Here is an 11485-nt window from a genome sequence, read left to right on the forward strand (position 1 = left end):
CTTTTTGCTTTAAGAGATATTTTTAGATTACGGGCCGATGGCCACTAGGCACATATTTAATTACTTAATCAGATAAGGATTAAATGTGAATTAGCTATCGGAATCTGATAAAATCCGCGACCTCGAAAACAGGCCTATTTGTTAGTGGCATATTGGTAGCTTAATAGTGGTATAGCTCCACCAATTGAGTAACTGCTTCAACAAATTTATCAACATGTTAATTGATAACTAAATCTGCAAATAAGGCTTCTTTTTTATTAATCAAATGAGTGTGCAATCCGTAGTGAGTGATATTGAATCTAACGCCAGCAAAAAAGTGATCGTCGGTATGTCCGGCGGTGTCGATTCGTCTGTTTCAGCCTACCTGCTTCAACAGCAGGGATACCAGGTTGAAGGTCTTTTCATGAAAAACTGGGAAGAAGATGATAACGATGAGTACTGCGCCGCTGCGGAAGATTTAAAAGATGCGCAAGCTGTGGCTGACAAGCTGGGCATTGAGCTGCACACCATCAACTTTGCTGCTGAGTACTGGGATAACGTATTTGAGTATTTTTTAGAAGAATACAAAGCCGGTCGTACGCCCAACCCAGATATTATGTGCAACAAAGAAATTAAGTTTAAAGCGTTTCTTGAGTTCGCTGCAGAAGACCTTGGTGCAGACTATATAGCCACCGGGCACTATGTTCGCCGCCGTGAAGTTGACGGAAAATGGCAAATGTTGCGCGGTCTCGACAATAACAAAGACCAAAGCTACTTCTTGTATACGCTAGGTGAAGAGCACGTTGCTAAAACCCTTTTCCCTGTGGGTGATATTGAAAAAACACTGGTGCGTAAAATCGCAGAAGAGCAAGGTTTAATTACCCACGATAAAAAAGATTCAACAGGGATCTGCTTTATCGGCGAACGCAAATTCAAAGACTTCCTTGCTCGTTACCTTCCAGCTCAGCCTGGCGTTATTGAAACAGCAGAAGGCGAAGAAATTGGCCAACACGAAGGCTTGATGTACCACACGCTAGGTCAACGTAAAGGCTTACACATTGGTGGATTAGCCAAATACGGTGACGACCCTTGGTATGTGGTAGATAAAGATGTTGCTCGCAACGTGCTTATTGTGGGCCAAGGTGCCGACCACCCTCGCCTATACTCGAAAGGCTTGGTAGCAAAGCAGCTACACTGGGTGGATAGAAAAACGATTACAGAGCCTACGCGCGCGGTAGTTAAAACCCGTTATCGTCAGGCCGATATCCCATGTACAATAACGCCAACTCAAGACGACACCATTGAAGTGATGTTTGATGAGCCGCAGAAGGCGGTAACGCCGGGGCAGTCAGCGGTGTTCTATAGTGACGACGTTTGCCTTGGCGGCGGTATTATTGAGAGTTATATTCGCTGATGTTAGATACCGACATAGAAAATAACCTAGCTCTTGCTGGTGTATGTCAAGCTGCTGCGCTGGTTCAGCAGCTTGCCAGACGAGGTTCTGCCGATAACGAGGCTATAGAGGCCAGCTTATCGAGCATACTGGTTACTGACCCAGAAACACCTCAACAGGTTTTCGGCCAGCTCGCTAACTTAAAAACCGGTTACACCACACTCGCAGCACAGCTGTCTGACAAACAAGCAACAAAAGATACGGAATTAACCCGCTATATTGCTAGTATTCTAGGCCTTGAAAGAAAGCTAGCGAGAAAGCCTAAAGCAATGCAGGAACTGGGCGAACGTATTTCCCATGTTCAGCGCCAGCTTGCTCACATCGATTTCCAAAACCCACAAATAGTCTCCTCCTTAGCGAGCATTTACAGCGATATCATCAGTCCGCTAGCACCGCGTATTCAGGTAGCTGGTAATCCAGATTATTTAAGCCAACCTGCTACTCAGCATAAAGTGCGAGCGCTTTTGCTTGCAGGTGTTAGGGCTGCAGTAATGTGGCGTCAGATGGGTGGAAAACGAAGAAACATTTTATTTAAACGCAAACACATTCTTAACAGTGCTGTTAAAGCACTACGATTAATAAACTAGTGAGGAGCTTAAGGTGGAACTGAGTCAGTTAACTGCAATTTCCCCTGTCGATGGTCGATATGCTGGCAAAAGCGTAGAATTACGCAGTATTTTCAGTGAGTACGGCTTATTAAAATACCGTGTAGAAGTAGAAGTACGTTGGTTACAAATGCTGTCTACTAACCCACAAATTGAAGAAGTTCCTGCTTTTACAGACACGTCAAATGCACTACTAGACAAAATAGTAGCTGAATTTAGTGTTGAAGATGCCATGCGCATTAAAGAAATCGAGCGCACAACAAACCACGATGTGAAAGCGGTTGAATACTTTCTTAAAGAGAAGGTTGCCGACAATAGTGAGCTTTCAGCGGTAAATGAGTTTATCCACTTTGCGTGTACGTCTGAAGACATCAACAACCTTTCACATGGCTTAATGCTTCGCGAAGCCCGCGAGACCGTTATTCTTCCTTACTGTGACAAATTAATTGAAGCGCTAGTAGAGCTTGCTAAGCGCTACCAGAACGTACCTATGATGGCACGTACTCACGGTCAGCCTGCTTCACCTACCACCATGGGTAAAGAAATGGCAAACGTGGCTATTCGCCTGAAGCGTCAGCGTAGCCAAATCGCAGGTGTTGAGTTACTTGGTAAGATTAACGGTGCTGTAGGCAACTACAACGCACACTTGTCAGCGTATAAAGATGTAGATTGGCACGAAGTTTCAGAGAAGTTTGTTACCTCACTAGGTCTAACCTGGAACCCGTTCACTACGCAAATAGAGCCGCATGACTATATTGCAGAAATGTTTGATGCCATTGCGCGCTTTAACACCATTCTTATCGATTTCGACCGTGACGTTTGGGGTTACATTGCACTGGGTCACTTCAAGCAAAAAACGGTAGCTGGCGAAATCGGCTCTTCTACCATGCCACACAAAGTTAACCCTATCGATTTCGAAAATTCAGAAGGTAACTTAGGTCTGGCGAACGCTATTTTTGACCATTTAGCAGCTAAGCTTCCTATCTCTCGCTGGCAACGTGACCTTACTGACTCAACCGTACTACGTAACCTTGGCGTAGGTGTAGGTTATGCGGTTATTGCGTATCAGGCTACGTTGAAAGGTATTAGCAAGTTAGAAGTTAATGAGCAAAGCTTACTTAACGAGCTAAACAACAATTGGGAACTGCTTGCAGAGCCTATTCAAACTGTTATGCGTCGTTACGGTATTGAAAAGCCATACGAGAAGCTAAAAGAGCTGACCCGTGGTAAGAAAGTAAACGCTGAGGTCATTGCTGAGTTTATTGATAACCTAGATATGCCAGAAGCGGCCAAAGCAGAGCTTAAGGCATTAACGCCTGCTACATACATTGGTGATGCAATCAGGCTTGTAGATCAGTTATAAGCCCTTACGCTTTCCACTACACTGAAAAACGCGGTCATTAGTACCGCGTTTTTTTATTCCTAAATTTCTCTACATTGAATTTTCACCTACGCGTGGGAGCAAGCAAATGGATTTACGCAACACGAACCACACTCCTTTCTCATTGCAGGAAAAACACTGTGTTGTACTTTCCCCCACGGTTTCGAAGGTGTTAAGTCCAACGCTAGAAACCAAAAGTAGTGCCGCGAATTTAAAAAGCTGTATAAAAAATGCCGTCGTCATTTTTTGTGACCTATCAGGCTTCCAACAACTCTCAGTTAAATATGGCGACATTACATGCGCCAGACTTGTAGATAGCCTGTTTTCTGAATTCGATGTGCTTGCCGCTGATTTACACCTTTCGCCATTAAAAACAAACGGCGATCAATATATTGCGGTTGGTTTTAGCGGCGAACACAGTAGTACAACACACTCGCTTTTGAACGCTCTGGTGAACGCCATCGAATTCGCATTTCGCGCTCGCGAGCTTGTAAATAGCAACGACCTTTTAGCTTCATCTTCAAGCCAACTGCGAGTTGGCATTGCGACAGGCTCTTTACTTGCCGGCCAATCTTCTCGCCCGCTTGCAGGCTTTGATATTTGGGGGACTACGGTAAATAGGGCTGCAATGTTAGAGCAATACACAGCACCTAATACAATTGCTATTTGTGAGAAGTCTTACAGCCTGGTTAAACGACAGATTATTCATCGCTCTAGCGCGAGTGCGAATAACCCTTGTTCCTTTAATACGTACTTCACTTGTGGTTCAAATATAAACGCTAACACTGAGCTTTCAACGCGTGAACACGACAAGCGGAAACTCAGTGAGTCAAAAATGTGTGGCGAAAATCGCAAAGAAACCACATTCCTACCAAAACAGCTGCACACGAAAACAATGCTAATGAGCGCATACGTTTGCTAACTCCTGTCTAGCGCATCTGATAACCACTCATGTCATGTAAACATAGAGCTAAAAAGCACGTGATTTCTAAGTTAGATGAATTACACCTGCAGTAACTCGCCGCGAGTACGAACATGTTAAGTTTCGCTGAGTGGGTAATTATTTATGCGAACCGTTATGAATTCGGCTCTCCCTACTGAATCAGGTGAAGCAAATGCAAGGTAGCAATAAACGTTTCAATAATCGATAATGCCGCCCATAAGCTTCAACCTCGCTTTTGACAAAGTGCTAACGCTTACCGCATATTTGTAACGCCACGCACAATACTTAAATCAACAGATTAAACCCATTTAATTGGCTTACTATAAGAGACACTATGCCCACTAACGACAATTCGTACATTATTGATGCACAATCTGGAAACGGCTTTAATGCAGAAACCTTTCTAAAAAACTACTGGCAGCAAAAGCCGGTAGTCATCAAACACTTCTTTGACAACTTTGTAGATCCTATCGATGAGAACGATCTTGCCGGTCTAGCACAAGAGTCGGAAGTGGATGCACGTATTATTAGCAACGTGAAAGGCAGCTGGCATGTTGAACAAGGGCCAATTACCGATTTTGACAAAGCATGTCAGGGCAAATGGACATTACTAGTTCAAGGCGTAGATAAATATGTGCCCGACGTAACCCCTCTACTAGATCCCTTTTCTTTTATCCCTAATTGGCGATTGGACGATCTGATGGTGAGCTTCGCCACCAATGGTGCTGGCGTTGGTGCTCACATCGACCAATATGATGTATTTTTAGTTCAAGGTAAGGGCCGAAGACGCTGGCGTGTGGGCAAGCCGGCGGACTATAAAGAAGTTTTTCCACATCCAAAATTAAGACAAATTGAAGGCTTCGACCCTGTTATAGATGTTGTGGTTGAGCCTGGCGATGTGGTGTACGTACCACCGGGCTGGCCTCATGATGGAGCGACAATTGAAGATAGCCTGACCTACTCTGTGGGTTATCGTGCTCCGGACAATCTGCAACTAGCGGAAAGCCTGGCGATGATGTTGGATAAAGGCGCACATAATTATCGCTTTACCGATGCAAGCCGCTCTATGCAAAGTAATCGTGCTTGGGTAAATCCAAGCGATGTTGCCATTCTTAAGCAGCAGCTCATAGATGCGATAAACGGTGAAGACTTTACTTTGGCACTTCTAGAAGCCATGAGTGAACAAGGCATTCCTGAATATCCGCTAGAAGACGAAGTATCGCTAGAGCAAATTTCAAATGAGTTTGCCGCAGGCATTAGCTTTGTTCCTGCACCGGGTGTGCGTGCATTACTATGTGACGGTAAGCGTGGTCTTCCTCGCGCGCTCTTTGTAAATGGCAGTCAGTTCGAATTTGGTAAAAGTGACCAAGAATGGTTTGAGGTGCTGGCATCAGGAGGCGTTTTGAACGCAACGTGTTGCCAAGACGCGCCTTCTTTTACATTTTTAGAAACCTTAACTACACTTATCAATAATGGTTACTGGGAATGGTTCGAAGGTTAACAGGTAAGTATGGCGTTTACGATACAAAACGTCGATTGGGAAAAGGATAAACATCGACTGAAAGCACTAAGGGAACATGTATTTGTTTTAGAGTGGCGCGTCCCCGAGGCAAGCGAGTTCGACGAACACGACAGTTCGGCGTGCCATGTGCTTATCGTCAATGATGAAAACGAACCCATTGCCACTGGGCGCTTAACCAAACGAGGCGAACTAGGCCGAATTGCTGTTAAGCGCTGCCACAGAACATTGCCTGTTTATCGCGCTTTGTTTGAAGCGCTGATTAACACGGCAAAGCAAAACAACGTCCCCATTATCAAAGTAGTCTGCAATTTAGAAAGCGTGTCCTATCACCAATCCATTGGTTTTATTCCCGACGGGCAAGTATTTATGGACGCAGGCGTTCCAAGACAGCGCCTAAAATGTCCGGCAGAGCGATTTCCTCTTCCGGACGTGACTCAACTTCATTAAGCTATGTATTTACAAAACGTCTCACTACTACAGGCTATTGCCTGGAATTAGTTCCAAAGATCTGGCGCGTTCTGCATGGCAAACAAGCTTTCAGCACGATTAATTAGTAAAGCACCAAACGCCTTTTGAGTATCGTCTGCGCCCTCTGCATTAATGAGGTTTTCTGCTTTCAACTGCCAATGCATAGCAAAGTGACGCAGTACGTCCTTGGCGTCTTTGGCGTTATCGACTGATGTGTAATCAGAAGGTAAATCACCACTAATAACCCAATAGCGTTTACTGTCCATTGCTCTAATTTTCCAAACTGCAAGGTACGGCATTAAATAACGACTTTCTTCGGTAATAACAGAATCAAACAACACGCCATTTTCCGCTAAAAATTTGTTTGCCTTTTGAAACTGCTCTCGCACCCATGTTGCGCGTTCTTCATCACTGATTGGTTGGTTTTCTGGTTGTTCTGCCATTTTTACTCTCATTATTATCGTTATCTGTTCTTACTAGTACTGCTACTTGATACCCATGTCTCAGTTACCTTCTAGGCAGTTTTGCCACTAGTTCGTAGCGTACGCCTTTTTTATCTTTGTACTTTATTTCATTCTTGCTTTCCACCGCAATTAGGGCATTGTGCCCACCAAAGGTGTTAAACGCTTACTTATTCGACAATCTTTAAGAATACCCAGCACCCAGTTATTCAAAGGTCGGGCACAAACATTTACATTTTTCATATTGGCAAATGTGCATCTTTAGGCGAAACTGTGAGATGAAAACTTCACCAAGCCGAGTGTTTATACATGCGAATAGTAAGACTTACCCTTGGAGCAATCCTGTTTATCGGCGGTATTGTTCTAACATTACTTCCGGGCTCTATCTTGTTAGTGGTAGGCGGTTTAGTGCTCTTAAGTTACGACTGGCCAAAAGCGCGAAGCTGGCTCAAATACAGCCAAAAAACAATGACGAGTGGTGCCCGTAGAATTGATCGTTTTCTTCTTATGCGAAAGCTGCGTTAATTGTTTTTGTTCTAACAGGTGTGCTTTTAGAAAGTTGAGCACGCCATAACGCACAGTGCGTTTCGCCCCCCTCCTCATCTCTCACCACTTTGTCGCAAAGTGTTAGCAATTAAACTTATGTAAATGCGTAATGATGCAATGCGTGTTAACGTAATCTAAAGTATAAATTGCGAAGCCTTTAACAATAATAATAGTGGCAATTATCTGAGCATGCTCAGCATCTTAGATAGTTCGTATCATCAGGCAATGTAACCGTATCGATATGATTTTGTGCAATGCGTTGACCCCGCATTGCGCTGCTTGGGTAGGCCAGATTTAAACAATCTGGTCCAAGTCATATCTTTCGCTTACCTATGGAGACAAGACCATGATCACGTTTACCGTTAATGGTAACAAACACGAATTTTCTGGTGACCCATCAACACCAGTGTTGTGGTACCTTCGTGACGAATTAAATCTTACAGGACCTAAGTTTGGCTGTGGTATGGCGCAATGTGGCGCTTGTACTGTTCACATTGATGGCATGGCACAACGCTCTTGCGTATTGCCTGTATCAGCCGTTCAAGGCAGAAAAATTACCACTATTGAAGGGCTAAGCGAAAATGGCGATCACCCTGTCCAAAAAGCGTGGGTAGAACATAAAGTACCACAATGTGGTTTCTGTCAATGTGGGCAAATCATGCAAGCTGCCAGTCTATTATCAACCAACCCAACGCCAAGTGACGAAGAAATTGTTCAGAATATGTCGGGCAACATCTGTCGTTGCGGCACGTACCCTCGCATTCACAAGGCCATTAAGTCTGCGTCGAAATCAATAAGCGGCAACGCTGGCGTGAGCTACTTTGACCCAGCCCAAGCGGGAGAAGAAGCATGAGTGAGAATACCTATTTTGATATGAATCGCCGCAGTTTCTTAAAATCGACAGCAGCGGCAGGCGCACTGGTTCTTGGTACCTATTTTATGGGTAGTGCACCTCGCGCCATGGCTGGCGTATTAGCAAAGCCGGCGGAAAACGCAAAGCGCGCAAACTTGTTTATTGCACTTCGCCCTGACGGCATGGTTGAAGTAACGTGTCACCGCAGCGAAATGGGTCAACAGATCCGAACCGCCATTGCGCAAATTGTAGCTGACGAGATGGAAGCTGCGTGGGACAAAGTCTTTGTTATTCAAGGCAAAGGCGACCCCAAATACGGTGACCAAAACACCGATGGCTCGCGTAGTATCCGCTTCAATATGCAGCGTCTTCGAGAAATGGGCGCAAGCGTGCGTTATATGATGCAACATGCAGCAGCTAAGCGTTGGGGTGTTGAGCCAAGTACCTGTGTTGCCGAGCAGCATGTGGTAACACACACTTCAGGTAAAACGCTTGCTTATAAAGACTTAATAGACGATGCATTAACCATTACGCCGCCAGAAGCAGATAAGCTTAAGCTTAAAGAAAGGAAAGAATGGCGTTACATCAATACCGGTATGGCGCATATCGACCTTCAAGATATCGTTACCGGTAAAGCAACCTTCGCCGCCGACGTGCGCGAGCCAAAAGCACTTGTTGCTATAATCGAACGCCCACCTGTAGTGGGCGGTAAGGTGAAAAGCTTCAATGCAGATAAAGCAAAAGCGGTTAATGGCGTTGTTGATGTAATTGAAATTCCAGCGCCAAAAGGTGCGCCTCAGTTCCAACCAAAAGGTGGGCTAGCCATTATAGCTAACAACACATGGGCAGCATGGCAAGGCCGCAAAGCATTAGACGTCACCTGGGACGATGGCGCAAATGGCGACTATAACTCAGCGAACTTTAAAGAGCAGTTGCTTAACACAGTAAATGCACCTCAAGCGCTTGTTAGAGAAAAAGGCGATGCGTTGAGCGTTTTAGAAAAAGCCAGCGACAAACTGGTTGCTGACTATTACGTGCCGCATTTAGCACAAGCCCCAATGGAGCCACCATGTGCTACTGCCATGTACTATAAAGATCGCGTTGACGTATGGGCAGCAACACAAAATCCGCAGGCTGATATGGAAACCGTGGGCGCTATGGTTGGCATGGACAAAGAAAAAATCAATGTTCACGTTACCATGCTAGGTGGTGCTTTCGGGCGTAAGTCTAAGCCTGACTTTTCAGCGGAAGCAGCATTCCTATCAATGAAAACGGGCAAGCCAATTCGTGTTCAATGGACACGTGAAGATGATATTCAGCACGGTTTCTATCACGCGGTTTCCGCTCAACATGTTGAAGCTGCACTTGATGAAAACGGTAAAATTGACGCTTATCTTCACAGAACCGCGTTTTCACCTATTGCCTCTACGTTCCAAGAGGGCGCAAACGCACCCTTTAGCTTTGAGTTAGATTTGGGCTTTACGGATAACCCTATTCTTACGCCCAACATGAAGTTAGAGCGCGGTGAAGCGCCAGCCAAAGCCCGTATTGGATGGATGCGTTCAGTATCGAACATCTTCCACGCGTTTGCTGTACAGTCGTTTATTAATGAAGCAGCCCACAAAGCAGGCAAAGACGCTAAAGATTACCTATTGGAAGTAATTGGTCCTGATAGAATTATTGATGTGACGGATCAAAAAGCCGAATATCAAAACTATTGGGGTGATAAGTCGGTTTATCCTTTGGATACAGGCCGTCTTCGTAATGTAATTGAGAAAGTATCTGACATGGCAGGCTGGGGCCGCAACATGCCTAAAGGCCGCGGACTGGGTATTGCTGCGCACCGTAGCTTTTTAACTTACGTTGCTACTGTGGTTGAAGTTGAGGTGTCTGACGCTGGCGATCTTAGCGTGATTAAATCATGGGTAGCTATTGATGCAGGTACTGTAGTTAACACCGATACGGTTAAAAACCAAACCCAAGGCGGCTCGGTTTACGGTATAACAACAGCAATCAGTGACGGTATAACGTTTGATAAAGGGCGTGTACAGCAGAGTAACTTCCACAACTACCGTGTACCGCGCATGAGCGATTCACCACTAGAGGTAGAAGTTGAAGTAATTGAAAGCGATGCGCCGCCAGCAGGTGTAGGTGAACCTGCAACCCCCGTGCATGCGCCAGCGCTGTGCAATGCCATTTTTGCTGCATGCGGTAAGCGTATTCGCCAGCTACCTATTGGTAACCAGCTTAAAGCGTAAGCATTCTATAGATTCGGCTTAATCGCTGGTTTGATGAATAAATACTAACGCTATTTAAGACAGGCAATCATATCAAAAAGGGTTAACACACAGTGTTAACCCTTTTTTTATGGATGTATGCTGTATTCGGGTGTGTCTCAATAGTAGCGAAAAAGCGAGTTGCTTTATGAATAATAGAAAAGACTATATAAGTTATAGATACTTAGGCAAAAACACGCTATCGAGATAACAACGCAAGCAACAAAAAGGTGAATAAATACACCATAACTTGCATAGGCGAAAACTGCACATATCAGACCAATAGTGAATTCAACCAGCGCAGCTTCACAGAACGTTCTGATGTTACTGATTACAGGTTGTGCAAAAAACTTAAATTTATAAGCCATCGTAGTTTCCCTCCCTGCCTCATGCATACTGCTAGCCAAACGTTATTTACAATAGCACACTAATCCAACCGGACATAATTTAACCAAGTAATATAAGAAGGTCTTGAGTTTTGTTGGACATCAAAAAGGCGAAAAAACCTAGTCATTAGCATATTCGCCATTTCCAACTAACTAAGCCATTGCTTAAGAGCAGCAAACAACCATTAGAGACAAAAAAGGAGGCCAACATGACCTCCTTTTATTCAAACTGTAAATCAACCTGTAACCTTACAATTAAAAGGAAAACACTTTCAGTGTTTGACGGTTAATTCCCGCCTTATTCTAATAGTTTATTATTACTCGTAGTTGCGTTCCATCCACATTAACTGCATTTTAAGCTCGTTAATTTCTTTTTGCGCTTCCGCCAACTGCTCAACCACAGAGCGTGATTGCATAACATTTTCTTCGGAAGTATTTACTGAAACTGCGCTGTCATTATGTGCCATGAGAATTCAACCAAGTTAATTATTAATCAAAGATTCAAAGTGAAAGTCACTTTGTAATATTACATTTTTAATTACACAAAGTCATGTTTTCAACACGCAAAAATGCATAGTTTTGCTCAATAACCACAGTTTTTTTAAGGAATGA

At 44.3% G+C, this 11485-nt stretch carries 11 protein-coding genes; 9 read left to right on the forward strand and 2 right to left on the reverse strand.

Translation table 11 applies throughout. The features are described 5' to 3' along the window. Nucleotides 1–265 precede the first annotated feature (265 nt). The 6 genes from mnmA (at nucleotide 266) to ACFI6J_RS12090 (ending at nucleotide 6330) form a co-directional block, all read left to right on the forward strand. Entirely contained in the window at nucleotides 266–1393 is a 1128-nt protein-coding gene (mnmA, locus tag ACFI6J_RS12065; protein ID WP_462557873.1) for a tRNA 2-thiouridine(34) synthase MnmA, read from the forward strand. Next, nucleotides 1393–2019 (forward strand): high frequency lysogenization protein HflD, encoded by a 627-nt coding sequence (gene hflD / locus ACFI6J_RS12070; protein ID WP_014949326.1) that lies wholly within the window; start codon nucleotides 1393–1395, stop codon nucleotides 2017–2019. The genes mnmA and hflD overlap by 1 nt, the downstream gene beginning before the upstream one ends. 13 nt (nucleotides 2020–2032) lie before the next feature. Beyond that, nucleotides 2033–3400 (forward strand): adenylosuccinate lyase, encoded by a 1368-nt coding sequence (purB, locus tag ACFI6J_RS12075; protein ID WP_039229483.1) that lies wholly within the window; start codon nucleotides 2033–2035, stop codon nucleotides 3398–3400. Nucleotides 3401–3506: 106 nt separating this feature from the next. Next, nucleotides 3507–4340, forward strand: coding sequence for an adenylate/guanylate cyclase domain-containing protein (locus ACFI6J_RS12080; RefSeq protein ID WP_348671030.1), 834 nt, complete (start codon nucleotides 3507–3509; stop codon nucleotides 4338–4340). A 355-nt stretch (nucleotides 4341–4695) separates the two neighbouring features. Beyond that, nucleotides 4696–5862: a JmjC domain-containing protein gene (locus tag ACFI6J_RS12085; RefSeq protein ID WP_278343720.1), complete on the forward strand. Its 1167-nt coding sequence runs from the start codon at nucleotides 4696–4698 to the stop codon at nucleotides 5860–5862. A 9-nt stretch (nucleotides 5863–5871) separates the two neighbouring features. Next, entirely contained in the window at nucleotides 5872–6330 is a 459-nt protein-coding gene (locus ACFI6J_RS12090; RefSeq protein ID WP_014949322.1) for a GNAT family N-acetyltransferase, read from the forward strand. A 47-nt stretch (nucleotides 6331–6377) separates the two neighbouring features. Here ACFI6J_RS12090 and ACFI6J_RS12095 read toward each other — a convergent pair whose 3' ends face one another. Further along, nucleotides 6378–6794 carry a DUF4826 family protein gene (locus ACFI6J_RS12095; RefSeq protein ID WP_014949321.1) on the reverse strand — a complete coding sequence of 139 codons (417 nt, stop codon included), beginning with the start codon at nucleotides 6792–6794 and terminating at the stop codon, nucleotides 6378–6380. Between the two features lie 327 nt (nucleotides 6795–7121). Between ACFI6J_RS12095 and ACFI6J_RS12100 the strand changes: the two genes are divergently transcribed. The 3 genes from ACFI6J_RS12100 to ACFI6J_RS12110 all read left to right on the forward strand — a co-directional run bounded on the left by ACFI6J_RS12100 (nucleotide 7122) and on the right by ACFI6J_RS12110 (nucleotide 10469). Continuing rightward, entirely contained in the window at nucleotides 7122–7337 is a 216-nt protein-coding gene (locus tag ACFI6J_RS12100) for a PGPGW domain-containing protein (protein WP_014976394.1), read from the forward strand. A 367-nt stretch (nucleotides 7338–7704) separates the two neighbouring features. Then, on the forward strand, nucleotides 7705–8211 hold the full coding sequence (locus ACFI6J_RS12105) for a (2Fe-2S)-binding protein (RefSeq protein WP_131138056.1): 507 nt from the start codon (nucleotides 7705–7707) through the stop codon (nucleotides 8209–8211). Next, nucleotides 8208–10469: a molybdopterin cofactor-binding domain-containing protein gene (locus ACFI6J_RS12110; protein WP_348671032.1), complete on the forward strand. Its 2262-nt coding sequence runs from the start codon at nucleotides 8208–8210 to the stop codon at nucleotides 10467–10469. The genes ACFI6J_RS12105 and ACFI6J_RS12110 overlap by 4 nt, the downstream gene beginning before the upstream one ends. A 721-nt stretch (nucleotides 10470–11190) precedes the next feature. Here ACFI6J_RS12110 and ACFI6J_RS12115 read toward each other — a convergent pair. Further along, nucleotides 11191–11340 (reverse strand): hypothetical protein, encoded by a 150-nt coding sequence (locus tag ACFI6J_RS12115; protein WP_155279892.1) that lies wholly within the window; start codon nucleotides 11338–11340, stop codon nucleotides 11191–11193. Nucleotides 11341–11485: the final 145 nt, after the last annotated feature.

The organism is Alteromonas sp. G4i13 (assembly GCF_054960505.1).